The organism is Exobacillus caeni (assembly GCF_005747095.1).
Taxonomy (GTDB): Bacteria; Bacillota; Bacilli; order Bacillales; family Guptibacillaceae; genus Exobacillus; species Exobacillus caeni.
This window is the reverse complement of the sequence record NZ_SWLG01000023.1, coordinates 21,957-48,801: the sequence shown is the minus strand read 5'-3', so window position 1 is coordinate 48,801 and position 26,845 is coordinate 21,957. Positions and strand designations below refer to the sequence as shown.

25 protein-coding genes and 1 tRNA gene are annotated in these 26,845 nt (G+C 41.3%); 15 read left to right on the top strand and 11 right to left on the bottom strand.

Annotation, left to right across the window (positions count from 1 at the left end):
• The first annotated feature begins 721 nt into the window (after window positions 1-721).
• From FCL54_RS21010 to FCL54_RS24700, 3 genes are all read left to right on the top strand, one after another.
• Window positions 722-1,306: a sigma-70 family RNA polymerase sigma factor gene (locus tag FCL54_RS21010; protein ID WP_246055395.1), complete on the top strand. Its 585-nt coding sequence runs from the start codon at window positions 722-724 to the stop codon at window positions 1,304-1,306.
• Entirely contained in the window at window positions 1,296-2,471 is a 1,176-nt protein-coding gene (locus tag FCL54_RS21005; RefSeq protein WP_138129146.1) for a hypothetical protein, read from the top strand. The genes FCL54_RS21010 and FCL54_RS21005 overlap by 11 nt, the downstream gene beginning before the upstream one ends.
• Before the next feature lie 64 nt (window positions 2,472-2,535).
• Window positions 2,536-2,667 (top strand): hypothetical protein, encoded by a 132-nt coding sequence (locus tag FCL54_RS24700; protein ID WP_281281405.1) that lies wholly within the window; start codon window positions 2,536-2,538, stop codon window positions 2,665-2,667.
• A gap of 46 nt (window positions 2,668-2,713) precedes the next feature.
• Here FCL54_RS24700 and FCL54_RS21000 read toward each other — a convergent pair whose 3' ends face one another.
• From FCL54_RS21000 to FCL54_RS20955, 10 genes are all read right to left on the bottom strand, one after another.
• Window positions 2,714-3,316, bottom strand: coding sequence for a CotY/CotZ family spore coat protein (locus FCL54_RS21000; RefSeq protein WP_138129144.1), 603 nt, complete (start codon window positions 3,314-3,316; stop codon window positions 2,714-2,716).
• 298 nt (window positions 3,317-3,614) lie between these two features.
• Window positions 3,615-5,252, bottom strand: coding sequence for a thiamine pyrophosphate-binding protein (locus FCL54_RS20995; RefSeq protein WP_246055393.1), 1,638 nt, complete (start codon window positions 5,250-5,252; stop codon window positions 3,615-3,617).
• Window positions 5,253-5,391: 139 nt separating this feature from the next.
• On the bottom strand, window positions 5,392-5,871 hold the full coding sequence (locus tag FCL54_RS20990; protein ID WP_138129142.1) for a CotY/CotZ family spore coat protein: 480 nt from the start codon (window positions 5,869-5,871) through the stop codon (window positions 5,392-5,394).
• Between the two features lie 28 nt (window positions 5,872-5,899).
• Complete coding sequence (locus FCL54_RS20985) at window positions 5,900-6,376, bottom strand: CotY/CotZ family spore coat protein (RefSeq protein ID WP_138129140.1); 477 nt, start codon at window positions 6,374-6,376, stop codon at window positions 5,900-5,902.
• Between the two features lie 234 nt (window positions 6,377-6,610).
• On the bottom strand, window positions 6,611-7,558 hold the full coding sequence (locus FCL54_RS20980; RefSeq protein WP_138129138.1) for an RNA polymerase sigma factor: 948 nt from the start codon (window positions 7,556-7,558) through the stop codon (window positions 6,611-6,613).
• Between the two features lie 139 nt (window positions 7,559-7,697).
• Window positions 7,698-9,623: an endonuclease MutS2 gene (locus FCL54_RS20975; protein ID WP_246055391.1), complete on the bottom strand. Its 1,926-nt coding sequence runs from the start codon at window positions 9,621-9,623 to the stop codon at window positions 7,698-7,700.
• A gap of 649 nt (window positions 9,624-10,272) precedes the next feature.
• The gene (locus FCL54_RS20970; protein ID WP_138129134.1) at window positions 10,273-10,908 is read right to left on the bottom strand and encodes a nitroreductase family protein; all 636 of its coding nucleotides are present in this window, start codon (window positions 10,906-10,908) and stop codon (window positions 10,273-10,275) included.
• 90 nt (window positions 10,909-10,998) lie between these two features.
• Window positions 10,999-11,517 carry a Crp/Fnr family transcriptional regulator gene (locus tag FCL54_RS20965; protein ID WP_138129132.1) on the bottom strand — a complete coding sequence of 173 codons (519 nt, stop codon included), beginning with the start codon at window positions 11,515-11,517 and terminating at the stop codon, window positions 10,999-11,001.
• Window positions 11,518-11,578: 61 nt separating this feature from the next.
• Window positions 11,579-11,995, bottom strand: coding sequence for an RrF2 family transcriptional regulator (locus FCL54_RS20960; RefSeq protein WP_138129130.1), 417 nt, complete (start codon window positions 11,993-11,995; stop codon window positions 11,579-11,581).
• Between the two features lie 81 nt (window positions 11,996-12,076).
• Window positions 12,077-12,433 (bottom strand): IDEAL domain-containing protein, encoded by a 357-nt coding sequence (locus FCL54_RS20955; RefSeq protein ID WP_138129128.1) that lies wholly within the window; start codon window positions 12,431-12,433, stop codon window positions 12,077-12,079.
• A 581-nt stretch (window positions 12,434-13,014) separates the two neighbouring features.
• Between FCL54_RS20955 and FCL54_RS20950 the strand changes: the two genes are divergently transcribed.
• Window positions 13,015-13,770: a glucose 1-dehydrogenase gene (locus FCL54_RS20950; RefSeq protein WP_138129126.1), complete on the top strand. Its 756-nt coding sequence runs from the start codon at window positions 13,015-13,017 to the stop codon at window positions 13,768-13,770.
• Window positions 13,771-14,175: 405 nt separating this feature from the next.
• Window positions 14,176-15,594, top strand: a complete 1,419-nt coding sequence (locus FCL54_RS20945) for an alanine/glycine:cation symporter family protein (protein WP_138129124.1) — start codon at window positions 14,176-14,178, stop codon at window positions 15,592-15,594.
• 678 nt (window positions 15,595-16,272) lie between these two features.
• Here the strand turns inward: FCL54_RS20945 and FCL54_RS20940 are convergent.
• Window positions 16,273-16,500: a hypothetical protein gene (locus tag FCL54_RS20940; RefSeq protein WP_138129122.1), complete on the bottom strand. Its 228-nt coding sequence runs from the start codon at window positions 16,498-16,500 to the stop codon at window positions 16,273-16,275.
• A 214-nt stretch (window positions 16,501-16,714) separates the two neighbouring features.
• Between FCL54_RS20940 and FCL54_RS20935 the strand changes: the two genes are divergently transcribed.
• From FCL54_RS20935 to FCL54_RS20895, 10 genes are all read left to right on the top strand, one after another.
• Window positions 16,715-17,725, top strand: a complete 1,011-nt coding sequence (locus FCL54_RS20935; protein ID WP_246055389.1) for a glycosyltransferase — start codon at window positions 16,715-16,717, stop codon at window positions 17,723-17,725.
• A 63-nt stretch (window positions 17,726-17,788) separates the two neighbouring features.
• Window positions 17,789-18,835, top strand: a complete 1,047-nt coding sequence (selD, locus tag FCL54_RS20930) for a selenide, water dikinase SelD (protein WP_181954891.1) — start codon at window positions 17,789-17,791, stop codon at window positions 18,833-18,835.
• 137 nt (window positions 18,836-18,972) lie between these two features.
• Window positions 18,973-19,896 (top strand): phosphate/phosphite/phosphonate ABC transporter substrate-binding protein, encoded by a 924-nt coding sequence (phnD, locus tag FCL54_RS20925; RefSeq protein ID WP_138129118.1) that lies wholly within the window; start codon window positions 18,973-18,975, stop codon window positions 19,894-19,896.
• 9 nt (window positions 19,897-19,905) lie between these two features.
• Window positions 19,906-20,664, top strand: a complete 759-nt coding sequence (phnE, locus tag FCL54_RS20920; protein WP_138129116.1) for a phosphonate ABC transporter, permease protein PhnE — start codon at window positions 19,906-19,908, stop codon at window positions 20,662-20,664.
• A gap of 15 nt (window positions 20,665-20,679) precedes the next feature.
• Complete coding sequence (phnC, locus tag FCL54_RS20915; RefSeq protein WP_138129114.1) at window positions 20,680-21,456, top strand: phosphonate ABC transporter ATP-binding protein; 777 nt, start codon at window positions 20,680-20,682, stop codon at window positions 21,454-21,456.
• A 38-nt stretch (window positions 21,457-21,494) separates the two neighbouring features.
• Window positions 21,495-22,115, top strand: coding sequence for a polysaccharide deacetylase family protein (locus FCL54_RS20910; protein WP_138129112.1), 621 nt, complete (start codon window positions 21,495-21,497; stop codon window positions 22,113-22,115).
• Window positions 22,116-22,210: 95 nt separating this feature from the next.
• Window positions 22,211-22,307: transfer RNA gene (locus FCL54_RS24170), tRNA-Sec, on the top strand.
• Between the two features lie 403 nt (window positions 22,308-22,710).
• Window positions 22,711-24,216 carry a spore germination protein gene (locus tag FCL54_RS20905; RefSeq protein ID WP_138129110.1) on the top strand — a complete coding sequence of 502 codons (1,506 nt, stop codon included), beginning with the start codon at window positions 22,711-22,713 and terminating at the stop codon, window positions 24,214-24,216.
• 2 nt (window positions 24,217-24,218) lie between these two features.
• A complete protein-coding gene (locus FCL54_RS20900) occupies window positions 24,219-25,433 on the top strand; it encodes a Ger(x)C family spore germination protein (protein ID WP_171016953.1) in 1,215 nt (404 codons plus the stop codon).
• Between the two features lie 153 nt (window positions 25,434-25,586).
• A complete protein-coding gene (locus FCL54_RS20895; RefSeq protein WP_171016952.1) occupies window positions 25,587-26,666 on the top strand; it encodes a GerAB/ArcD/ProY family transporter in 1,080 nt (359 codons plus the stop codon).
• The last annotated feature ends 179 nt before the right edge of the window (window positions 26,667-26,845 follow it).

The window sequence follows — 26,845 nt, the reverse complement described above, 5'->3', positions numbered from 1 at the left end:
GATATTTTCACACCCGTTTTTATAAAATGCAGAAAAGCTGCTTTTTTTTCATTATAAGACTTCTTTTATTCCATGGACATCCTTCAATGTGCCCACCGGAAAATAGAATTCTACATACATCTGGTAAATCCTTCCTTGTTTTTGCGCAAAAGAGATAAACTGCGACGTAATTGCAGCATTGATTTTCCAATCCGGGCAGTTCACTTTCCGAGGGCAACGCTTCAGCTATTGCTTTTCCCGTAGGACAAGGGAAGCTCCGGCAGCGTTACATCCCACGATGGAAATGTGAATACATTTTCGAGGAGTCGACTGCCTTCCGCTCCAATCAATTGACGTTTTTCAAAGATGTAGAGCGTCAAAGCACAGCTCAGCGAAGGAAATACACGTAGACTCCTGCGGGACAGCGATGACGCTGAGACCCCGCAAGGAGCGTTTTTTGCGAGTGAGGAGGCTCAGCGCGAGCCCGCGGAAAGCGTAGTGTATTTCCGCAGCGGTCATCCATCCGTTATGTCGCAGAACTTCTCAAATGTAAAGCTTTTCAGGCAACAAAGTATGCGGAAAGATTCTTAAGAAATGACATTTTCACGAGAATCTTGTTTTGATACTTTTCTTTTTTGTAAAGGCAAACGAAATGGAAATGTCGAATTATACTTCAAGAAATGAAACCTGTTTTGCGTCATTTCCGTCTTACGTTTGAAGGCTTGAAAGGAGTGAGGCCCAATTGGAGGAGCCACGACATAATAAGGAGCGGGAGATCTTAAAGCTTGTCTCCAGCTTCCAGAAAGAAAGAGCCATCACGGCATTGATGGATGAATATGGGGAAGAAATTAAAAGACTCGTATATACCTACGTTAAAAATTGGGCTCAAACTGATGATATAACACAGGATGTATTTGTCACCCTGTATCTCAAAATAGAGAACTTTCGCGGCGAATCGGCTTTACGAAGCTGGATCTACAGCATCGCGATCAATAAGTGCAAAGATTATTTAAGAAGCTGGCATTACCGAAAGATTAAGCTAACAGATGAAATTATCAAAGTTACCAGATCCAGCAACCAATCCACGCCCGAGACAGAATTAGAGCTGCAGGATAAAAAATCAGAGCTCTCCCAACTCGTGCTGTCACTGCCTTTAAAATATCGTGAAGTCATTATTCTTTTTTATTATAAAGATCTTTCTATCAAAGAAATCTGCAGCGTATTAAATGAAAAAGAATCAACAATCAAAACGCGATTACGCCGAGCAAGAGAAAGCTTGAAAAAGCTGTTTCCGGCAAAGGAAGGAAGTGAACAGCTTGGAAGATAAATTGAAACAACTCAAACAAGAAATGGATGCCTACATTTCTCCGAATAAAACATTTACCGATTTTGATAAGCATAAGATCCAAAAGCGGATCCAGAACCTGAGTACAGAGAATCAAAAACCAAAAAGAAGTTTCATTTTCCCTAAAGCAGTCAGTGCTGTCGTCTTCGCTGTTCTGTTCCTGGTTGTGGGAGGCATTGCAGCCAACGAGATGAATCTTTTCCAGAACGAGCAATCTACTGAATCAAGTGATAATGCATCATTAAATAATGAATCATCGATCGCCATGGACCAGGCAGGGGAAAGCTCAGAGGATAATGCAACGATGAAGGCGACCGACACTGAGCAGCTTCCGGCGTCTGAAACCGCTAAGCAGTTTCTTGAAGGGAAAGGCTTTGAAGATCCCGTCTATATCAACACGACTGAGGAATATGTAGTCACAAAAGATAAACTTACACAGGAACCGTGGATGAAGCCATGGGGATTAATGGAGATCGCAAAACCGACCGTTTATCTTGATCAAGATGTAACAGTAGAAAGGTTTACAGTAAACAGCCACCCGTTAGAAGAAAGGTTTGGAAAGATTACAGTCGATGTTTATGTTATAAATGGAGATGCAGTGGGCGGGATTATAAACGATAAAGAAATGTATTCTATGGAAGGAAAAACCATTTCTGAAATATATAAAACACAGGGATATGAAGAATGGAAAGCATCCTGGATCGAGAGTATCGAAGCAGATAAGCCTTACTCATTAAAAACAGAAACGGAAGCTACAGAACCGCCGTTAGATGACCGTTTAAAAGGAATATACGACGCAATTGCAGCCGATCAATCCCAGAAGCATTTACAGGGGTTAGTACCGGCGGAAGTGATAAAGCTATATTTCTACGCGAAAGATCAAAACAATTTTGATGTTTTTTATGCCCTTTACAGCCAGAGCGGGAAATACGGAGAACCAGTGAAAAGCAGAATAACAGAAGAATTTGAAGCAGAATCGGAAATCGACCCGACAAGGATTGAGAAGTATGTAACCCTACAACGCTCCGAAAATATTGTTCAAATCGAAATTTTTCAGGATGCCATGGGAGGAAGTTTCAAAACCCTTGTTAAGGAAAACGGCATCTGGCTCCTTCCACCAGAACTTGATAACGTAATTAAACATTAATAGAGGAATAAAAACACTTGAAGGTGAGACATTACGATTAAAAGGAAAATTTTTGGAGGTCGTAATGGAGCAAAGAGACAGGGATCAAAGAAAAGAAGAAAAAGAAGCTAAAGAACTTCCCCCGGATCAAGATTTGAGAGATGTTAATTTTGCACCTGGTGAGAATGAGTATTTGAAAGAGCTCAAAGAAAAATAACTTTCTATTAGAAAAGCTCCCACAACCGGGAGCTTTTTGTTTATCCTTACTTGCTTTTTCTAGCTGCCGCTGCACCGTTTGAAACTGTTCCAACAAGTTGCGGGCTTAGACATTGAACACCGCAGAAGCAGTTAAGGTCTACTTGTGCACAAACACCAGTACGAACTAGGGTATCGAATCCTGCTCCCTGGTTGCTGCTGCACAATGGATCAATGTTAATTGCACGGGTAGTGTTTCCAGTAGGCGAGTTTCCTGGACCGAACAAAGGTACTAGGTCGCCTCCCTCATATGCTGCCAACAGTTCAATCGTTGCACAACAGTTATCAAAAACTTCATTGATTCTAAAGAAGATTGTTGCAAAACATTCTGTAATATTACCTTCTCTATCTGTAGGGAAACCAAGTTCAAAGTGAAGGGAGTTATCTTTACCTTTTAACATAAAAGGAATAGTTTCTGGACCAACTTCAGTCGGACTAATGATACTTTCAAAACACCCCTGCGTACAGCCTGCTGCTTGAGTTTCCTCCTGTGCTGCCAATACTTGAGTTAACACATCACACACACATCCGTTATTACTTCCTGAACTCACGCTTGCATTACCTCCTGTTTGTTGTTGTTGTGTTCTACTTCTTCCTTTTCCGCATGCCATCTTTCAATCACCTCCTCGGTCTTTACTACAACTTATGTAAAAAAATGATAGATGTTTGGACAAACTAACTGGTAGATTTGCGGATTTTCACTATAAAAAAGACTCTCGCAACAGTCGCGAGAGCCGATAATAAATTACTTGCTGTCATGCAGTTATTCCTATCTTCATCTTATAATCATCCTATGAAAAAAAGGTAATATAGAAATGGACAACCGTACTGTGCTATAGCGGATTTTGATAGAAATATAATTCAGCTTAATGAAAACGCCCAGCCCATTTAATAGAACGGGCGTTACTTTTAACTATTTTTTGTTTCTGGATGGATTATGGGAGCAGTATCAACATCTACCAATGTCGGTCCATTGGTTGAAATGGCCAGTTTTAATATTTCCTCCAGTTCAGCCTCCGTTTCTACTTTGTAGCCTTTCAAACCACATGCTTCAGCAACTTTTACAAAATCAGGGTTTGTCAAATCAACCCCCTGCTGCAAGAGCCCGTCTACAATCATTTTGTCCCTTTCCATTTGCAAAGCTTGATTGTTAAAGACAATTATGTTGATATCGATTTTATACCTAACAGCAGTGATAAGGTCAGCAAGCGTCATTTCCAGTCCCCCATCACCTACAACAGAAATGACTTGTTTTTCAGGAGCACAAAGCTTAGCCGCTAAAGCAGCGGGTAAACCATATCCCATCGTTCGCCAATCACCAGAAAACAGCATGAATTGCTGTTTTGGCCTGAAGTTTCGATTCATCCACACGGTTACATCTCCAGTGTCCAGAGTGATGATGGCATCATCTGCAACTGCATTTTCTATCGAACGTACGATTCTTGCAGGATGTATCGGAGAACCAATCTGGTTTCCTTCCTGTTCGTTTTGAATATCCCAGGTGCTCTTTGCTTTTTTTACTTCATCCATCCAGTTTTCATTTGTTCGACCGTTCAAGCTATTTGTTAACAGGGGAAGGACTTCTCCTGCATCGCCGACTATTCCTAATTCTACCGGGATTCCTTTTCCGATATTCTCATGCATAAAATCGATTTGAATAATTCTTGCATTTTGCGGTACATATCCCTCGGGCCACCAGGTATCACCGGCAAGCAAAACGACGTCAGCATTTTTAAACACCGATGGCGCATAAGGGTTGCCTCCCTGCCCGATCGCACCGAGCAAATGAGGAGATGTATCAGGAATAAACCCTTTTGCTCCCAGACTGACTAAAATCCCCGCTCCCCACTTCTCTGCAAGCTCCTCAACTGTTTTTGAGGCATTCCTTGAGCCAACACCAGCAAGAATAATTGGTCTTTGTGCTGTATTCATTATATCGATCGCCGGCTGAAGCCCGCTTTCCTCAAAATTTGTGATTCCTCTTAATAAAGTGGGCTTTTGTTTAATTTGAGCGGTGGAGGCCATGGTAAACATGTCCTTCGGTACGGATATATGCGTGACAGCTCCTTTTACGAGCGACTTATGTAATGCTTTTGAAAGAATATCGATAACTGCATCAGGATGCGCCAGTAATGAACTGTAACTGGCGAACGGCTTTATTAGCTCCTGCTGGTCCACAAACTGCTTGTAGTCTGTTCCGATCTTAGTTGAAGGTACCTGCCCGGTAATCGCAAGAACTGGAGCTTTATCGCTGTATGCATCCCCCAATCCATTTAAAAGGTTGGTGATTCCAGGTCCTGAGGTTGCCGCACAAACACCGATTCCACCGGTCAACTTTGCTTCCGCCGAGGCCATCATCGCAGCTACCGACTCATGCTTTACCGCAATAAACTTTATTTCGCTTTGCTTTGTAATCGCGTCCATCAGTCCCAGGATCGCATCACCGACTACACCGTATATCCTTTTCACTCCATAAACCTTAAGCTGTTCAAGAATGAGCTGGGATACACTTTTCTGGTTCACTGGCGGTTGAACATTTCCTGTCACGTTAACCTCTCCTCTTCTGTTTGTCTTGTTTAATTTGGGTTGAGCGATCTAGAATTATGCTACAGGATGAAACTTTGGCAAAAAAAAAACATTACCGCCATGTGGGATAATGTTTTAGCCTTGAAAATTCTTTCTTGACTCAGCATTCCGATACGAGGCAGGTCAAATCGGCTGGATCGTAAACCTTTTCTGCTTTTACAGCCGGTAAGCAAATGATACTGCAGAAGCAGTCCAAATCGACAGTAATGCAAGCTCCTGTTCTTTGAAAGCCAGTAATTTTGTAACCTGATTTGATCGGGCACAACAGTTCAAGAATTGCACAGCACTCTTTTTCTTTTACAAACTTTTCTACACGAAAATAGCTGGAACGAACAAATGCAATGCAAAAATCATGATTAGCATGTACCTTTACCGGAGCTTTTGCTTTAAACTCATCCCCTGATTCACCAATCAATTTAAATGGGATCGTATCTTTTGTCGGATAATTCCCTTTGATCAGTTCTTGTATCGATCGTTCACAGCTAACGTTACATTCTGACCCCTGTACCTTTCGTTGAACGTCATCAATTTCTCTGACAACATCGCAAACACATTCACCATGGCCATGTTTACAACTCATTATTTTTCCTCCTAACTTTTTATTCCTTCTACATGCAGTCGCAAGACTCCAGGTCTTCTTCACTTGCTCTCGCTGCCCTGATCGCAGGAAAGCAAGTGATTGCGCAAAAACAATCTAAATCTACCGTTACACATGCTCCCGTTCTTCTAAAGGTTTCTATCAGGTCAGGGTTTTCATCACATGGAACGGGGCATAACAATTCTAAGACAGCACAGCATTTTTCATCGTCCAGGAATTTAGATACACGGAAAAACTCCGACTTGATTTTTTTCACATCATAGGTATAAGATTTTGTTCTAACATAAGCTTTTGCACATACCACCTTACAGGTATATTTAGAGGTGAGTGAAAATGGAATGGTATCTTTTGATGGCATACCGCCTAAAAGTTGTTTAAAAGCACTGTCACAGCCTGTTGTACAAGAATCTCCCGCAGCTTCCATTTGAAGTGTAGCTATCTTTCTTACTACCTCACAGACGCAACGGTCATTGCCACACCCGTTCATATTTAGTCACTCCTGCAACATTCAGTTTCATTTACTATTAAAATATGATTGGTTCACTAGTTTTGTTTTAGGATATTGTCCATAATATACAAATTGTATGCTAGCCCAGTCCAAACTGTGCATGTCTCTACAAAAAACACTCAAAAAACCAGCCGATGTATGGCTGATTTTCTATGCAAAAATCTATGAAACATAACAAAGAGGCTGACTCTATTTTTGAATCAGCCCCTTAATTCAATGAATATTATACATATATTTCTTCTGTTCAAGATGAAGATTAAGTTCATTTGCAACCAATTTCATCATATCCCATGAAAAGCAATAATACGTCCAGCGCACGATCGAGCCTTCTTCCGTCTCTAAATAATGGATGTTGCTCAGTGATGGTCCACTGGCTGTTCTCTCTGTTTCCACAACGACCGGGCGTCCCCATAAAATATAGAATCGGGCATCAACATCCTGGTAGCGTACAATTTCCATCCAATCAGAAAGGGAATTCTTTTTGATTTCACTACGCCCAAACTCATGACCTGCATGTTTAATATCAGTGCTGGCATGCTCAGCTAATAATCCTGCGAGTGCATCGGGATCTTTTCTATGAAAAGCATCAATAAAATCATTGATCAGCCCTTTATCTACATCCAGTTTAGCCGTTATTTGCTTTTTATTGTTTTCCCAGTTAAAGGATCCGAGTTTTTTCCGGACCCGGTGTAAAATCGTATAGACACTTCCTTCGGTTGTTCCGATCATCTCAGCGACCTCACCAGCCTTATATTGAAAAGCCTCTATTAAAACGAATGTCACTGCCTGACGGGGCGGCAAAAGATAAACCAGGCCTTCAATCGCCTCCATTACATTAAAATCATTTTCTTGAAATTCCAGGTCTTTATCATATAGTCCATCTAGGTGAATCTTCGCCTTTCTTTTCATATCTATCCAACTGTTAGAAGCAATACGAAGTAAATAAGCCTTCGTATTAACTGCTTGATAAATCTTTGTGAGATTAGCAAAAGCTTTTAGTAACGTGTCCTGTACTAGATCCTCGGCATCCCACGGGGAACCAGTAATATAATAGCAGTATCGCCATAAATCTGAGCGATAGGGTTCCACGGATTTTTTAAAGTCCATTTCTAATTTCCTTGCCTGTTCACCAATTTCCACTGGTTGTTTTACATCCTCCAAAACGGCACCTCCATCTTAAATTCATCTTTCTACTATAGAAACGTAGAACTCTCAAAAATCCTTACGGTGGTTTAATATATTTTTCTGTTTTATTTATGATTTTCCTGTCTAACGAAGAAAAGGAAGGTTCCACCTCCCTTTACTCTTCTGAAGCGTATTCGATTGATAGTCCCTCGACATGTCCTTTTTCCATCTGCCTCTTTTTCTTTCTGTCTTCCTTTGTTTCAAACAAAATATCAAAATCATATCCTTCTGGATAAAGCTCTCTGGCAGGAAGATGGAGGCTTACTCTTTTATGATTAAGCTTCATCTTTTCTCCTTTTACCATCACGATCAGGTTGCCGGACTCATCCTCCGGTTTAAAAACGATGCCTGTCGTATCCATCGAAGGTATGTTAACACTATCACCAATAGAATAATCCGAAGATACTTTAGTCTTTGTTGCTTTTTTCTTTAACGTTTGCGTACTTTCCAGTTGCTGTTCCTGTGCCAGCAGTGCCTTTGAGTCTCTTTGAAAAGCTTCATACTTTTTCTTTTCCTTATATGTCACTTCATGGGCTCTTTCGATTATTGACGGATGAAGACCAAGCCTTAAGGCAATCGAAAACGCCTGGCTTTCCCCCGCTTTTCCCATGATTAAGCGATAAAGGGGCTTCAATGTTATAAGGTCAAATTCCATCGACCCGTTGCAGAAGTCTGGATGATTCTCAGCGAAAGCTTTTATCTCGCTGTAATGGGTAGTCGCCAGCATTGTAGCTCCCTGACCGTTCAACTGTTCTAAAATAGAAACCGCAAGCCCCATCCCTTCTCCCGGATCTGTTCCTGAACCGAGTTCATCGATGATTACTAACGAATTGGAATTAGTATCTTTGAGAATCTCGATAATATTCGTAATCCTGCTGGAAAAGGTGCTAAGGGACTGTTCAATGCTTTGCCCGTCACCGATATCGACAAGGACCTTCTCAAACACGCCAAACTTGCTTCCTTTCCCAACTGGAACATGCATGCCGCTCTGAACCATCAATGCCAACAGACCAACCGTTTTGATCGCTACTGTCTTTCCGCCTGTGTTCGGGCCGGTGATAACGAGCGAATTAAAATCTTCTCCAATGGCAACTTGAAGAGGAACCGCTGAAACGCCGAGCAGCGGGTGTTTCCCTTCATTGATTTTTATCATGTTTCTTTTTACGAGCTCAACCTCTCTTGCCCCGATACTCATGCTGTATTTTGCTTTTGCAAAAATAAAGTCATAGTGGGCCATTGTTTCCACATTGATCGTCAGCTCATGCTGTCTTGATTCGATCAATCCTGTCAAAGTACTTAAAATCCGTTGCTCTTCTAGATATTCATCTGCTCGCAGCTCATTTAGTTCTGTCTGGACTCTTCGAACTTCTTCCGGTTCGATAAATACTGTTGATCCGCTTGCAGATCGGTCATGGATCTGCCCTTTGATATTCTTTCGATATTCTGCACGTACTGCAATGACATAGTGGCCATCTCTCTGACTGATAATCGTATCCTGCAAATATTTCCGTTTGGCAGGAGAACGAAGAACAGTGTCAAGCTTTTCCTTGATACGATCTTCCAGTACCCGAATCTTTTTGCGAATCTTCAAAAGTTCTTTACTTGCATGGTCATCGATACTGTTATTTTTAATACATGTACTTAACTCTTCAAATAGATCGCCCAATTCACTGATCGAATAGACATACGTAGAGATCTGCGGTGCCAGATACTCTTTCCCTATCATGAACTGCTGAAGCTTTTTGCCACTTTCAAGCAAGTCCATGATCACAACGATCAGTTCAGGCCGGAAGGGGATTCCTTTGTTGAACTGCTTCAACACCTGGCTGATTCCCTGGAGACCATGCAACGGCACACTAGAACTTTTCATAATGATTTCTTTCGCCTCAGTTGTTTCGCTCAACCAATTTCGTACAACACTGTAATCAGTTGAAGGGGAAAGCTTTTCAATTCTCCCTTTTGCCAACTCGGACAGCGCAAATTGTGCTAACTCCTTCTTAATCTTTTCAAACTCCAACATCTTAAAAGCCGTTTCATTCAACGTAACTTCCTCCATTCGTTTTTCAAGAATTTACTTTGTTTTTAAAATAGGTCCTCAAAACGTACTTTTTTGCTCCCCTACAAAGATTAGGAATCTTTTTTTAAAAGCGTAGCGATCGTCTCGTTGGGCATATAGATAGCTTGCAATGTAAGAAGCTGTGTGCCCAAAAGAGACGCAGGGGAGTAATAATGCATAATTACAACAAAGCCAAAACACAAAAAAAGCCGCAAATGAACACTGTTCACTTGCAGCTCGCAAAACTATCTTGCATGCTATTCCGGTAAAACGGATAGACGTGCAGAATTTTAGGCATAAAAAAATACTGTGTACACATACACAGCTACCATACCTAAAAAATACAATATGAGCTATTCAGTGTTCTTAACTAGCACAGATCCGACAAACTTCGTCGAAGACATACTCAAAAAAACATCAACTTTAACAGTCTTTTTGCTGTTAACAGATGCTGAACGAGCCTGTTGATCCATATAAAATTGCTCTTAGTTAAGAACCACCGATAACATAAAATTTTCCCCTTTATTTGAAGAGTCGCTTTTATTATAACCAAATTTTCCGTAAACCTTCAATAGGCACTGCATCTTTTTTTCAAAAATTTAAAATGGCCGATCAAACGACCGACCAGGGATTATTAAAAGCTCTCGTTTATAACGACTTTTTCCAACGGGAACCGACCAGTGCTGTGAGCTTCTACTGCAGCTTCACCAATAGAGATCAACATTACCGGAGTGAATCGTTCGGGAACATTAAATTCACTTTTGAATGCTTCGCGGTTGAACCCACCCATTGGAACGGAGTCATATCCTTTCGCCTTTGCAGCAAGCATTAATTGCATTGCAGCCAAAGAACTGTTTAAGATTGCCTCGTCTCTTGCAAACCCTTCGATGTTCTTATAGGCGCCCTCAATGTTTCCAACAAGGGTTTCTTTTACCTTTTCATCCATATAACCAAATCTAACTGCCTCACCGTATACTTCATCGGCACTTTTGTCCGCTTCCAGATCGCCAAGCACCGCAATCGTGACAGAGCTATCCATTACCTGTTGCTGGTGGTAGGCAATGTTATATAGTTTCTCTTTTTGTTCTTCACTTTGAACAATAAGAAATCTCCAGTGTTGCAGGTTCCACGAAGATGGCGCTTCAACAGTTGCTTCGAGAATCTCAGTAAGCTCTTCATCGGGAATTTTAACATTTTGTTTATATTTTCGAACCGACTTGCGGTCTTTCATCACTTGTAAAATGTCTTCAGCTTGAATCGTTGCTTGCATTGTTCATTCTCCTTCCTAAATCCAAAAAGATTACCGCTTCTAGCACGACCTATATTGTAACAAAAATAATTACAGTTAACAAATAAAAACTTAGCATTTTTCACAATGAAAATAACCTGTTCCCTGAAGGAATTTTAAAGAAGAACCCGGTTTGCATACTTTTCCCTTCAGCCATTTATAGATTCGTACATCACTTTTGCTTTTTGACTGTTCAAAACTGGCCCTTTGCTGGGACAAAAGCCTTTTCAGTTTAAGCGCAACCTCTGTATGCTCGTGCATCATTTTTTTAAAGCGATCAGCAGGGATATGAACCTTTTTAACATTCGTAAGCGCTTTTGCATAAATAGAGTCGCTGGCAAAAACAGAATAGTCGCCAAAAACGTCTCCTGCATAAAGCTTGCTATGGATTTTATTTTTCTTATCTGAATCGTGCTGGAAGGTACCAACACACCCTTCCAATATAACAAAAATCGAATCGTTCGGTTTAGATGGGTCGAGGATAAGTTCATCCTTCTGCACCGAATAAACACTACCTATTGATTGAATAAGGGAAAGGTCTTCTTCTGTCAAAAATAACGTATCTTTGCTCTGGTGTAAAAGTTTATTCACTCAAACCCTCCTATAACTGTAATTTTTCATATTACATTAAACAGCAAAAGAAAAAGACAAATCAACATTGCCTTTCCTTTAACGTGTGTATAATATCACTAATGGTATACTTTTTCAAAAAAGAAGTAAGATGGTCTTCCCCGTCCTGAAAAATGCCACCGAGTACAGTCGATAAATTTGCCCCTACAACACACTTGCTGTTTGCTTCCGGACACTTCGGTTTTAAAGAGCCGACCGATGTCAGTTCATAGATCTCATCTAGCGAAACCTCAGCTGGATCACAGGAGAGAATAAATCCTCCACCGGCCCCTTCTTTTGAATTGATATAGTTCTTTTTCTTTAACATACTCAGTACTTTCCTCATTCGCACAGGGTGGACAGAAGCACTCTCTGCCAAAAAATCACTCGTTGCCATTTGTCCGGGATAGATAGATAACAACGCCAGACTATGGACAGCGAGCGTAAATTCACTATTCATTATAGTTCCTCCTAAGAACCGGGTCTTCTACTATTAATCCTAGCGCATTTTTGCTGCAAATAACACCCCGTGCTTTTATTTTTAGTATGTGAGCGACTCGTTTTGGCTTTTCTTTTCCATGTCTAGCTGATTCAATTCATCCGTTAATTCATCAAACCATTTCTTATCTTTCGTCATAAGTGCAAGGTCAATCATGGTGTGAAGATATCCTTCACGGTCGATATCGATTTCCGGCATTTTAGAAATGTGATTCACGAATGTTTCAATGGTTTTTCCTACCGTACGATTGTTATCACAATCAACTACACGGATTCTTACCGTTCCAAGTGTTTCGTTCAAGGCTTCGACATATCCTTTGAATAGCTCATCGTTAATTGAATTACCTTTTACCCAATCGCCAGCTTTTAGATTCATTTCTTGACTATTTGTTAGGCTCATGGTCTCTCCTCCTCTATTTTTGTTCAAACTGTAAATCCTCTCATTACACGTAAGCGAACAATCAGCCAGGAGTTTTTTTAATACTATAAACGCTGTCCTATCTTTGTGTCAAAGCCCAAATTTTTCCGGATGCGGTTAGAACGATTTCTAATCGGCTTTGAACTGAGTATTAATTGTGTTTTTCCATAACTGTATCGGTCTGGTATGTTGCTGCAAACGCTTTTAAACTATTGGATCACCTGGGCAGAAACTCCTACGATTATTTGTTTTCTATTTTCCCCGATTTTATCTTTGTCAAACACAGTATAGGGAAAATAGGCAGTTTTCTGAGTTTTTTGGTAAACCTTATCGTTTCTTGTAACATAAAGGTCTTTTTAAACTATAGTCTTTTGATACCCTGATCGGACATTAATCTAACTTCTTAGTTTGTTTTACAGATTATGAGATTTAAAAAGAGGTTCAGTTTACTTTCGTTACATCTTCCTCTTAACTTCTTCCTATCATTTCCCCTAAAAGTGAGTGGGCTAAAATGAAAGATGTTCTTTTAATACATAAATGGACGAGGTATAGGAGTGGATGATTTGAAAAACCTTTTTAGTGTGGAAAAAAAAGTAGTATTAATTACTGGTTCAACTAGAGGACTTGGATTGAGTTTTGCACGAGGCTTTGCTGATTCAGGGGCAAAGGTGATCATCAACGGGCGGAATCAGGATGCGGTTGACCAGACCGTTAGTGCTCTGGATGGAGACGTAACAGGTTTTGCTTTTGACGTTTGCGATACCGAGTCAGTGAAAGCAACAATTAACAATATTGAAGAAGAAGTCGGTCCCATCGATGTTTTAATTAATAACGCTGGTATACACCGGAGGGCGCCGCTTGAGGAAATGACGATGGAAGACTGGAACACGGTTATGGATGTGAATTTAAATTCGGTGTTTTATGTATCCCAATGTGTGTTTGCAAAGATGAAAGACCGCAAGAAGGGAAAGATCATTAACATTTCATCCTTGAATGCAGAAGCAGCCCGTCCGACAATCGGCAATTACTGCGCATCCAAGGGCGGTTTGAAAATGCTCACAAAATCGATGGCAACAGAGTGGGGCAAACATAACATCCAGGTAAACGCGATCGGTCCTGGATACTTCCAAACAGAATTAACAAAAAAGCTTGTCGAGGACCAGGGTTTTAATAGCTGGGTAAAAAGTGAAGTTCCTCAGCAGCGATGGGGAAATCCAGATGAATTGATCGGTACAGCGATCTACCTTGCATCAGAAGCATCCAGCTACGTTAACGGCCATACCGTTTATGTAGACGGCGGCTGGCAATCTTCACTATAACACTACAAAAAGGGGCGGACTCCAAAGGCAAAGTGTCACCCCCTCTTCTTTTTATTTTTAGGCTCTGTTAGCGAGCGTGTTTATTTTATTCAACAATGCTGCCAGAAATCCCCTCTTACTGGCCGGGTCCCCTATCATCCGTGGAAATCCCAGGAGCTAAAATGAGATTCCCCCCTATTATTTAACGCTTCTAACCGAAAGACTTCGTTAACAGCATCCTTCATCTTTTTAAGGAACCTTTCTCATCGACTCGTTAAGAAAAGTATCTGCACTTAAAATTCCTTCCTATTAACAGAAATGGAAAAATGTCGTAATTTGTCGCATTATGTTGAATAATCTTTTATTTTAAGCTAAAATAATTTTGGTGTTAATTTTCTGAAAAATACAATAACTGGGAGGCGTTTGATGTCTATCGCAATTGATTTTCTAAACAACATTCTTTGGTCTTACGTTTTGATTGCCGCTTTATTAGGAATTGGACTTTATTTTACCTTTAAATTGAAATTTATACAGTTTCGATATATCGGCGAAATGATCAGAGTTCTGTTTGATAAATCAACTGTCACAGATGGGAAGCGAAGTATTTCATCTTTCAAATCGTTCTGTATCGGTGCTGCAACAAGGATTGGAACGGGAAACCTGGCCGGAGTTGCAGTGGCTATCGGCTTAGGAGGGCCTGGAGCAATCTTTTGGATGTGGCTCGTAGCCCTGTTAGGAGGAGCGACTAGCTTCGTTGAAAGTACACTTGCACAGGTTTATAAGGTAAAAGATAAGTATTCATACCGCGGCGGACCTGCGTACTATTTGCAAAAAGGATTGAACATGAGATGGCTTGGAATTATATTCGCTGTTTTAATCGCGGTCACATTTGGCCTGATCTTTAACTCTGTTCAGAGTAACACCATTTCTTTTGCTTTTGAAAATGCTTTCGGAATAAACAGGTTCGTAGTCGGGATTGTGTTATCTGTACTGACCGCTGCAATCATATTTGGCGGCGTTCAACGAATCGCTAACTTTTCTGCAACAGTCGTACCACTCATGGCCGCAGTTTTTGTCATTTTGTCACTTGTCGTAGTGTTAACTAATCTTTCTGCATTGCCGGCTGTGTTTAAACTAATTATCGGAAGCGCCTTTGGTTTCGAGGAAGCTTTTGGCGGTGCGATCGGAGCAGCGATTATGAATGGTGTAAAAAGAGGATTATTTTCTAACGAAGCAGGTATGGGTAGTGCCCCAAACGCTGCAGCAACCGCAACTGTTTCGCATCCTGCAAAACAGGGTTTCATTCAAACGTTAGGTGTATTCTTTGATACTATTATCATCTGTACAGCGACTGCTTTCATCATCCTGTTGTCTGATGTTTATCAGTCTGGAAATGTTGAAGGAATTCAGTTGTTGCAAAATTCCCTCGATACGCATATCGGCGGATGGGCTTCCATCTTTATAGCTGTATCGATCTTCTTGTTCGCTTTTAGCTCTATTATCGGAAGCTACTATTACGGAGAAACCAACCTCGAGTTTATTAAGAAAAATTACCTTTCTCTCTTTATCTTTCGATTAGCTACTATTGGTATGGTTATGTTTGGTTCCCTGGCAAGTCTTGGGTTAGTCTGGAGCCTCGCCGATCTTTTCATGGCGCTCATGACGCTTATAAACCTTTTTGCTGTTGCAATGTTAAGCAAAGTAGCAATCAAAGTCTTGAAGGATTATCAATCTCAAAGAAAATTAGGAAAAGAACCGACTTTTGATCCACAAAAACTTGGAATAGATAATGCAGAATGCTGGGAAGAAGAAGATGCAGAAAAGAAAAAAGAAATGGTCGTCTAACATTTTTTACGGGGCTGGGACATAAATAAGACGTTCAAGTTTAAAAACGAATGATTCAGAATTAACAAGTATAGAATGTTAATTTTCAATAGATTTATCTTCCTTTGTAGCTAGTAGGAGTGATGCAAACCGCTTCGGCAGAATACTTCGCTTTCCGCGGGCACGGCCTCAGCCTCCTCGCTGAAAAACCATCGCTGCGGGGTCTTCGGACTCGTGCTGTTCCCGCAGGATAAGGAAGGCTACGGCAGCAAGACATCGCACGAAGAAAATGGGCAGTTCATTTTCGAGGAGTCTACGTATTCTGCCTACGCTGGAAGTGGTTTCCCACTAAAGGAACTTTATTACTCCTCCTCTAGCGAAGAAAATACACGAAGACTCCTACGGGAGAAAAGGCATCGGTGAGACCCCGGAGTTCGAGGAGGCTCACCAGCAGCCCATATATATTGAAAAGGAAAAATTACTTAAATGGCCAAAAGAAAAATCCGAACTGATTTAAATTCTGATTAAAGAATTTTGAATCATAGTTCGGATTTTCCTTTGGCTAAAATACTTTTGTCCCTGCCTCTTTTTTGTTAACTAACTCTGACATAAGCTAAGTAATGAGGAGGAAAGGGACTGATGCAGGTCAGATATTTCGAATCGAACTTGCATTCAGCCTCTTGAAATTAGAATAAAAAGTTACTTATCCCTGAGATCAAACCCGCCGCATGAGCCGGGTCCAAATTCCATCCTGTCGCCCCGTTCATGCTCAGGGTTAATACGTTGGCTAATATCCTTACATTGCTGTTCCGCTAGATCTTGATTTCCGTATAGCGTTCCTTGATAAGCCCTTTGCTCAGCATCAAGAACTGTACAGCAAAAAGATTCCTGCTGCGATTTCCTCAAGTCTCCAATCTTCTTATTCATCTTTACCCCTCCTCTATCCTATTGTTTCTGACTCAACACCAAAGAAAACCAAACAGATTTTTACAGATATATAAGGTACACTATATAATGAAAGAATTTTTCGATAAACTGAAGCAAAAAAAATGACAATCCCCGCTATTTTGTTAAAATGAAAGGTACAAATATGAATAAATTGATAGGGTTACTATGAATTAACCTACCACCCAGTAAAAGGATGAGCGTTTTGAAAGTTGTATTAGCTACACCCTATTATCACCAGGCACGCGGAAATACGGTTACAGTCCAGCGTATTTCTGAAGGATTAAACCATTTAGGCATCGATACCGAAGTCATTTCTGTTACCGATTATCACAAAGCTGCTATACCACAGGCTGACCTTGTACACGGCTTTAACGCGTATCACTTTTATAAATTTATGGAGACACTTGAATCAGAGATAAAAAATTACGTCATCACCTTTACCGGTACTGATCTTAATCATGATCTGGATAACAGTGAACGAAGAAATGATGTGATCGCTTCCTTACTTGGGGCAAAAGCTGTTCATGTGTTTGATGGAAAAGCAAAGCAAAAACTGCTGTCAGCCCTTCCGCAGATTGAGGAAAAGTTGTTCGTAATATCCCAGGGAGCCAGTGATTTCCAAACTGCACATCCTTTTCCGAAAGAAAAAGATACGTTTGTGTTTCTTCTTCCTGCCGGCATTAGAAAAGTGAAAAATGTTACTTCGGCTATCAAGATGCTTAAACCGTTACATAAAAAGCATCCGGAGATTCGCCTGTGGTTAGTGGGGCCGGTGATTGAAGAAGAGGAAGGCATAAAAGTTAACAATCTAGTAAAACAAAATGAGGATTGGATCAAATATTTTGGTGAGGTGTCGCATCGAAGTATGGGTGCGATATATCAGTCATCTGATACCATTCTTAACACCTCTCATTCTGAAGGGCAGTCATCTGCAATCTTAGAAGCGATGGGAAGTTCTCTACCTGTCATAGTATCAGGCAACCAGGGAAATCGAAATATTGTCTTCCACGAAAAGACGGGTTTCATATACGAGAATGAAATAGAATTCACTCGATATGCCGAACTATTACTAACCGACCCGTCCTTGAGAGAAAAGATCGGGCTCGCAGGAAAAAGGTATGTTGCAAGTCATCATTCCGATACAAAAGAGGCTGAAGCTGTCTTAGCGATGTATGAACATGCATTAAACACATCATCCCATTAAACAGCTATGTTAAAGTTTCCTGGTTATAGATGTAAAAAGACTGTTTAAGAAAGGAAGTTTGAAATGTCAAAAGAAGAAATTTTCAAATTGACTTCTTTATCAAGCAAAGGTGGCTGAGGATGCAAAATTGGTCCTGAGGACCTGACGCAGGTTCTGCGTCATCTACCTAGATCTGTAGAAGATCCTAACTTACTCGTTGGGCTTGATACATCAGACGATGCTGGAGTTTATAAATTGAATGACGAAGTTGCCCTTGTCCAAACCCTTGATTACTTCACACCTATCGTAGACGACCCTTATATGTTCGGGCAGATCGCTGCAGCAAATTCACTCAGTGATGTATATGCGATGGGAGGAAAGCCATTGACAGTAATGAATATTGTTGGCTTTCCAATAAGCACTCTCGATAAAAAGATATTGGCTGACATTCTTGCAGGCGCTTCAGATAAAGTAAAGGAAGCAGGCGCAGTTCTCGTTGGCGGCCATTCTATCGATGACCAGGAACCAAAGTTCGGATTATCGGTAACAGGCACTGTCCATCCAGAACGAGTACGTGCTAATACCGGGGCAAAACATGGCGACCGCCTTATCTTAACGAAGCCTATCGGAATAGGGATCCAAACCCAGGCGATCAAAAAAGATCTGCTTTCTGAGAATGAAATCGAGGTTGCGATGAATGTGATGGCAGCATTGAATAAAGCTGCGGCAGAAGCTATGGATAATTTCGATGTCCATGCTTGCACTGACGTTACTGGATTCGGCCTTCTCGGCCATACTCTTGAGATGGCAAGAGGAAGCAATACCGGAATCACGATTTACAAAGACGATGTTCCAGTTCTCTCCAGAACAAGAGAGCTTGCAGAACAGGGAGTCATTCCGGGCGGAACTAAGAAGAATCACCAATGGCTCGCAGATAATATCAGCTATGATGGAATCGATGAGATCGACCAGTTGATTCTTTGCGATGCAGTAACTTCAGGAGGGCTGCTTATATCAGTTTCAGAAGCCGAAGCAGATTCCCTCGTGAACACGCTTAAGGAAAAAAGCGTTGATGCAGCGATTATCGGGGAAGTAACTGAACATACTCCTGGCAAAATCACAGTAAGGTAGAAGGGCTCTTTGGAGTCCTTTTTTGTCAGATTGGGTTAGAGATTTGAAAGGATATTTAAATGAAGATTCTTGTAACAGGCGCTTTAGTTTTTATAGTAGCAATTACAAAGATTGAAAAAATACTTTGAGGTGATTAAATGAAAAAGGGCTTTATATTAACGTTTATTTTTGCTGTTTTACTCGCTTTAGCAGCATGTGGCGGAAACAATAATAATGGAGAAGAGGCCTCAAATAGCAGTAATAATACTGGTGATGAAGAAGCATCTGGGGCTTTCACAATCGGCGTCATCCCTGTCCAAACAGAAGGTGCAATGGAAGGTGCGATGGATAAGCTTCAGTCTGTTTTATCTGAAAAGCTGGACCGAGATGTAAAAGTAGAAGTTTACCCGGATTATAACGGGGTTGTAGAAGCAATGAATTACGACAAGATCGACATGGCTTATTTTGGGCCGCTTACTTATGTGATCGCGCAGGAAAAAAGTGGAGCAAAAGCGATCATCACACAACTGATCGACGGAGAACCATTCTACCATTCATACATCATTACCAACTCTGAAAATCCATGGGGTTCCTTAGACGAATTACTTAAAGATCCTTCTGAGATTGACTTTGCTTTTGGAGATCCAAACTCAACATCCGGCTCTTTAATCCCGAGCATCGAATTGGAAGAAAGAGGCGTATATAAATCTGAAAACGAACACAAGTTTAATTCCGTCCGTTTCACAGGATCCCATGATGCTACTGCTCTAGCGGTGCAGAATAAACAGGTCGATGCTGGAGCGATCGATAGTGCGATCTATAACCAGCTTGTTGATTCTGGAAAAATCGATGAAGAAAAGCTAAAAGTAATCTGGAAATCAGAGAAGCTTTTCCAATATCCATGGGCAGTTCATAAAGATACGGATAAGGAAACGATCGGCAAATTAAGGGACGCCTTTTTAGGCATTGAAGATCAGGAAATATTGGATGCGTTTGGAGCAACCGGCTTTACAAAAGCTAATCCCGAAGACTATGAAAGCATTCGTGAGGCAGCAGTCAAACAGGGCATCATAAAGGAGTAGCACCATACTATGGCATGGTTTAAAAAGCGCAGCCTGCTTACTTTTACCGTTTTAATTCTGTTGGTTTATGCAAGCATGAGATTAACAGAGTTTGACCTATCAAAGTTCAAAGATTTTAGAAACATGATCGATTTTTTATCCGGGTGGTTTCCGGTCGACTGGTCATTACTTCCGGATATGCTGCGTGACAGTCTGGACACATTGGCGATGGCCTTTCTCGGCAGTTTTTTAGGCTTGCTTATCGCACTGCCGATCAGCTTTATTGCTGCAAGGAACACATCGCCATACCGTTCCTTGTTTCATTTCATGAGAGTTGCCCTTAGCTTCATCCGATCGATCCCGGAAATTGTCTTCGGCCTTGTCCTGTTGACCGCACTGGGCCTCGGCCCTTTTCCGGCAGTACTTGCAATCATGTTCCATAATATCGGTGTACTAGGCAAGCTTATCTCAGAATTGATCGAAGCCGCCGATGAAGGCCCTCAAGAAGCAATGAAGGCTGTTGGTGCAAAAAACTGGTTCGCCTTTTTGTTCAGTGTACTTCCGCAAATATGGCCCAATGTGTTATCTCATTACTTTTACCGGTTCGAAGTTGCGATCCGAACATCCCTTATCTTAGGCTTTATCGGCGGCGGCGGAATCGGGCAGCGCCTTTTCAATGATTTTAAAACCTTCAATTATTCTTCCGTGTCACTCGACGTCTTATTGATCATGCTCATGGTTATTGCTGTCGATTTTTATGGAAGCTATGTACGCAGCAAGGTTATTTAGAGAGGAAGAACGGCTATGCTTAAAGCAGAAAATCTATCAGTAATTTATCCTGGCAGTGATAAACCCGCTCTTTCTAATGTTGATCTATCATTTGAACAGGGTGAGTTCGTGTGTGTTCTGGGCCAGAGCGGGGCTGGAAAATCGACTCTGATCCGCTGTATGAACGGACTGCAAAAAGCTACTGAAGGTGAAATGTTCTGGGACGGCTCCCCTTTATCAAAGATTGACGACAAGCAACTGCGGACTGTCCGAAAAGAAACGGGGATGATCTTCCAGCACTTCAATCTCGTTCCGAGGCTGTCCGTGTTTCAAAATGTATTGACGGGTCTTTTTGGCTCCAGAAACAACTTTAGAAATGCTTTCGGCCTGTTCTCTGATGAAGAAAAAGAAATGGCACGGCAAGTGATCGGTAATGTTGGCCTTGAAAACGAGATCGGCCGCAGAGTGGAAAACTTAAGCGGTGGCCAAAAACAACGTGTCGGAATAGCCCGGGCCCTGCTTCAGCAACCAAAGGTCTTTTTGGGGGATGAGCCTGTCGCAAGTCTTGATCCAGGAACAGCGGCTCATATTTTTAATCTTTTGCAGGAGATTCACTTTAGCCACAATCTCCTTACCATCATCAACGTCCATGATGTCAATCTCGCAAAACATTATGCGACTCGGGTTCTGGCGTTAAAAGAAGGAAAAGTCATTTTTGATGGAAAACCAGAAGAATTCACTGATGAGTACTATCACCTGACGTATAACTCAGCTCAGAAAAAGCAACAATTTTCAGTTGTCAGCAAACGATAGCTGTAAAGGAGGATTGCGAAATGATTAAAAGTCCATGAGTGGTTGATTGTGACAGGGTCGTGTACGACTCTAAAGATAATGATGTATTGATTTCCTCCGAGTCATCTGACAAGGATAACAAAAAAGCGGTAGTGCTTACTTTTGATGATGGCCCATCCCGTGTATTGCCACAAATACTCGATATACTAGCTAAAAAAGAAGTGAAAGCGGCCTTTTTCTGGCAATCTCGCCTGCTATATCCTGGCAGGCCATGGAAAAGAGTGCTGGATGAAGGCCATTTGATCGGAAACCATTCATGCAAGCACCCAAACTTAACCAGGTATAGCTATGAGGAACAGTATAAAGAGCTATATTATAGTAAACAAAGGATCGAAGAAATTACCGGCAATAACGTGACCTATTTCCGCCCGCCGTTTGGCCAGTATAACGCTGATACGATTAAAGCCGCAAAAGAATTAAACATGGTTCCAGTAATGTGGAGAATTGCTTCGATCGACTGGGAGTTAAAGGATAATCCCAAGGAAATTGTTTCGAATGTAGTTAACAACCTTGAAGACGGTGCGATTATTCTTCTGCACGAATTAAAACAGACAGTATCTGTACTGCCGGAGCTAATCGATCAAATCAGGGAGAAGGGTTATTCCTTCAATCTATTGTAATTTTGAAGGTTGACCGCTCTCCCCACTTGATTTGCAAGTCTAAGTTTTTGACTTTTTGGCTGAAAAATATATAATGTAAAATGCACGGTTCATATGGGGTTGGATGGGTAACTGGTGTTCTCCTGGGTCTTCAAAACCCTGAGGGAGGCGCGTGCCGTCTCCGGTGGGTTCGATTCCCACACAATCCCGCCAATACAACAATATTTCCTTTTTTGGATAGAGTATACTACATAGGTTTTTCGGTACTTTTTGTAGGTAACCTGGGGAGACCTATTGAGAAGACCTCTGTGGGTTTAATCGTCTTTAGCCTTCTAAATTACCAATTTGGAGGTTTTTTTATGTCCAAAAAACCAGGTATAAGAAAGTCCATCGCTCTAGTTCGGTTCGCAAAGCCAATGCGAAAAATTCCTCGTTCACCCTCTCTTCTGCTATTTTAGAATACTGAAGGTTTAGAAAAGCTACCTATAATCGAATTATCCGCATTAAAACTTTCTTTCTTTCCATTTGTTCAATTTTTCCTGTTATTCGTTTCATTCCACGTATAATCTGCTCCATATGAGAAAAACTAATAAAAAATGCCCGGAGTAGGTTTTCTATGAAAATATATCGGAACAAAAATAAGCAAGCAAAAGAAAAAAGCGCAGGGAAACACCTGGATAAAGACGCGATATCTCCTGAAGTGGATGAAAATATCGAAACTATCAAGCAAAGGCTGGGAGACCCCTTTGACTTTATGGCACGCAGTTATTCATATGGCAAAGACCGCTTTGCCCTTTGTTACATCGACGGAATGGTCAGCAAGGATGACCTGGAACGGACAATCGTTTATCCTCTGATGGACTGGCTTCGTGAAAATGATTCGTTTGATACTATAGGTGACCGTGATTTTCGGCAGCATATTCAGATTCCAACGAAGATGAAGGAAACCACTTCTCTATCTTCCACAATGGATGATCTATTGCGCGGAAACATCGTTTTGTTTGTACAGGGCAGACGTCAGGCATTCATTGCCTCAGATCAGGAATGGGCTACAAGGGCAATCTCAGAGCCTGAATCACAGACACTGATACGGGGGCCGCGAGAAGGGTTTGTCGAAACACTTTCCATTAATGCCACACTGATCAGAAGAAGAATCACCAATCCTGCATTGCGATTTAAATCCTTTGTGATTGGAAAGGTAACCAAAACGCAAATCTTAGTAACATATATCGAGGGCTATGTTAATGAAAATGCACTGAAGGAAGTGATCAATCGAATCGAATCCGTTGATACGTTAGAAGTGTATGAAACCGGTATGCTTGAAGAATTGATGGAGGAAAAAGGTTATTCTCCGTTTCCAACGATCCAGAGTACGGAGAGACCCGATGTCGTTTGTTCGGCTTTAACCGAAGGCAAAGTTTCTATCCTAATGGAAGGGACTCCCTTTGTACTGATTGCCCCGACTACTTTTATGTCCTTTTTCCAGGCTGCCGAGGATTACTACACCCGTTTTGATTTATCTACCTTTATCAGGATGATCCGTTTCATCTCCTTCTGGATTTCCCTTGCACTTCCAGCGACATATGTCGCTTTGACAACGTTTCACCAGGAGTTGATCCCGACCAACCTTCTTGTTAGCCTTGCAGCCCAGAGGGAGGGAATTCCGTTTCCGGCCCTTATCGAGGCACTCGTCATGGAAGGTGTATTTGAGATTTTAAGAGAGGCGGGCATCCGGATGCCAAGGCAGATAGGTCCTGCCGTATCGATTGTTGGAGCGATTGTTATCGGCGAAGCTGCTGTTGCCGCTGGCCTTGTCTCCCCTGCCATTGTTATCGTTGTATCGCTGACAGCGATCGCAAGCTTTGCTAATCCATATTATTCCATCAGCGGCTCAGCTCGTTTACTCAGGTTCATCTTGATGTTGTTCGCTGCATCAGCCGGAATATTCGGCATGATTGTTTTTACACTGGCCCTCTTTATTCATCTGGTATCTTTAAAATCGCTGGGCCAGCCATTTTTAAGCCCTCTAGCTCCGTTATCTGTTAAGAAGCAAAAAGACGCCTTCTTTCGTTTTCCGTTATGGTGGGAAGATCGAAAAAAAAAGAAAAAGGTCGGTGGTTAACGATGAAAGCAGTGTATACCATCTTTATTTTCACCGTTATGGTTTTTACTCTCGCAGGGTGCAGCGGCCGTATAGAACTCAATGACCTTTTGCTAATAACCAGTGTTGGGATTGATAAAGGGGAAGGTGACAGAGTGAAGCTCACCTTTCAGGCCACTAATCCCCAGGCTCAGGCAGGCGGGCAGGGTTCAAGCGGAGCAGGAGGCAGCACAAACCCTGATTACACTTTTGAAAGTGAAGGATACTCCGTAAATGAGGCAGTTAACAATGCTCGGAATTTCATCTCCAGAAAGCTGTTTTTTTCACAGATGTCCATGCTAGTTGTGGGGGAAGAAATGGCTAAAGAAAAGGGAGTCAAAGAGATTCTTGATTTTTTGGAAAGACATTATGAAATCAGGGACAATTATTTTTTCCTTATCGCGAAAGACAGTTCTGCAAAAGAGATTTTAAGTACCTTGACCCCGATAGAAAATAATTCTTCTAAGACGATAGAAAAATTGATCAATATATCAGAAGGGTCAGTTGGAATAAAGGATGGGATTACACTGGAGAACTTTATCCGGTGGCTTTATGGCGAAAAGCGTTCGCCTGTTGCTCTTGGCATCAAAAAAAAAGAGAAGAACTCTAACGTTTCCAACTTTGACACGCTTAACGATATAGATGGAAATCCCAATTCCATCCAATTAACGGGACTTGCACTATTTAACGAGGACAAGCAGGTTGATTGGTTTACGAAAAAGGAAAGTTCGGCCTGGGGAGTTTTAACCGGACGGTCTGCTGATATTCAAAATTTCACCTTTCACTGTCCTGATGGCGATGGTCGCATCGGAATTCTGTTAAAGGATATCAAAGGAAAAGCTGTCCCCACTTTGAAAGGGAATCAGCTGACTTATAGGATTAAAATGAGTGGCCAGATGAATTTACAGGAAATGAGCTGCCGATTAAAACTAACCGAGGAACAGGGAGCGAATGCCATTCAGACAGCTGTCAGCAAAGGGCTGGAAAAACAGCTTGTCGAAACTGTCAGGAAAGCTCAGAAGCTTAAATTGGACTTTTTTGGCATCCAGTCTCAGTTGTTTAAAAATCACCCAAAATCCTGGGAGAAACAAAAGGACAACTGGGAAGCATTATACCAGGAGATGAAAGTAAAGGCGGATGTGCAAGTTTACATTGAGTCCCCGGGTGCAAGATTGGAAAACAACTATGAAAGCAAATAAAACGACACGCGAAAAAATTGTTCTTGCGATCGTTTGGGGATTTTCTTTGTACTATATAATAGGATATCTCGCTGGCATAGATCCTTTTCCTATTACAGTATGGCTAAAGGCGATTTATGGACCGATATATCACACGCTTTTTGGAGGATAACCATGAACTTACAGGTATCAAGATTTCAATTCTTTTCGATCGTTCTCAACTTTATTATCTACAGTTCGATTTTGATGGCACCGGGGATAACTGTTATAAATGCCAAACAAGATGGCTGGCTGTCCATGCTTCTAGCTCTTGGAGTTGGACTTGCCGCAAACTTCCTTTATCTAATGTTGTTTAAAAAGCATGGTTATCCTTCGTTATTTGAATTAATGGACAGGTCTGCTGGAAAGTGGATCGGAACAGCGTTAAACATTGTTATTGTCTTTTATGCTCTCCACCTCACGGCAATGGTTGTTCGGAATTTAAGCAATTTTATGATTACAGATGTAAGCCCATATTCCAGCCCATATATCTATCAGATCCTGATTCTTTTAGTTGTCGCCTATACCTCCTATCATGGCGTGAAAAATCTTTTTCTTATCTCGGAACTTTTCACGCCATTTATCTCTTTGTTTGTAATCGGTTCTTTAATCGTTATTATCAAGCATTTTAAAATAATTGAACTAAAACCATTTTTTTATAATCCTCCTTCAGCAATTTTAGAAGGAGCCTATTCAACCCTTGGGTTCCCGTTTATCGAAATCATGCTTGCCGGGGCGTTTCTTACGTATGTAAAGAGAAAAGATAAGCTTGTTTCTATTGCACTATCTGCAATCGCTATAGGAGGAGCGGTCTTAGTCATCACCGTTATTCTCGTCATCGGAAACGACAGCGCTTATATTGTTGCACGGGAATCCTATCCCACCTACTCAGTCATGCGTGATGTTTCATTGACCACTACTTTTAAAAGAGTTGAAATTATTATCGGTATCGCATGGATAATCGGCCTATTCTTCAAAATTTCCACTTGCTTTTGCGTAGCGATGATGGGTATAAAACACCTATCAAAATCAAAAACATTCAGAGGTTATATTGTTCCATGCGCAATCTTAGTATGGGCGATGAGCAACGGACTCCATAAAACCTTCATCGACTTCACTAATTTTGTCAGTATGGATTGGACCCTATACTGGTTCACCCTGTACAGCTTTGTTATCATTACTATGCTTATCGGCCTGGCCAGAAAGAGAGCATAACAGATGAAACAGGGAATGTCCCAACGAAACGTTCCAATATCATAATTGAAAAGTGTGATAATTGTATTGTCCCGTGCATACTTATTTTTTTCTTCTAGATGAGTGACGATATTTCTAATATGTACTTCAACATTAACTTCTCAAAATTCAAAACTTATTCCGCTTTATACCTTATATTT